The sequence below is a fragment of the Corallococcus sp. AB018 genome (assembly GCF_003986945.1).
Taxonomy (GTDB): domain Bacteria; phylum Myxococcota; class Myxococcia; order Myxococcales; family Myxococcaceae; genus Corallococcus; species Corallococcus exiguus.
This window is the reverse complement of sequence record NZ_RAWR01000589.1, coordinates 1-411: the sequence shown is the minus strand read 5'-3', so window position 1 is coordinate 411 and position 411 is coordinate 1. Positions and strand designations below refer to the sequence as shown.

General features: G+C 62.3%; 2 protein-coding genes. Both read left to right on the top strand.

Features of this window, described 5'->3' with window-relative positions:
* The coding region (locus D7Y11_RS43045; protein ID WP_148139315.1) for a methylated-DNA--[protein]-cysteine S-methyltransferase at positions 1-276 on the top strand (276 nt) is incomplete at its 5' end.
* Positions 273-411: isocitrate lyase/phosphoenolpyruvate mutase family protein (locus D7Y11_RS45595; RefSeq protein ID WP_199753999.1), on the top strand; the 139-nt coding region annotated here is incomplete at its 3' end. The genes D7Y11_RS43045 and D7Y11_RS45595, both read left to right, overlap by 4 nt.

Sequence of the window (411 nt, the reverse complement as noted above, 5' to 3'; positions counted from 1 at the left end):
GAAAAACATGTCTGGGCAAAGCTCATGGAGATTCCCGCCGGCCAGACGCGCGCCTATGGCGATCTTGCAAGGGAGATGGAAAGGCCGGAAGTCGTGCGTGCCGTCGGCCGCGCCAACGGCGCCAACCAGCTTGCCATCATCGTGCCCTGCCATCGCATCCTCGGCGCGGATGGTTCGATGACCGGCTACGGCGGCGGGCTCTGGCGCAAGCAATGGCTGCTGCGGCATGAAGAGAAGTTCAGAGCACAAGCACCTAACATGGAGGAGACGGCATGAGCCAGACTGAAAAGGCCAAGGCATTCGGAGCATTGCACAGCAAGGGCGACCCGGTTGTTCTCTACAATATCTGGGATGCCGGCACGGCGAAGGCGGTCGCCGATGCCGGCGCCAAGGCGCTTGCCACAGGAAGCT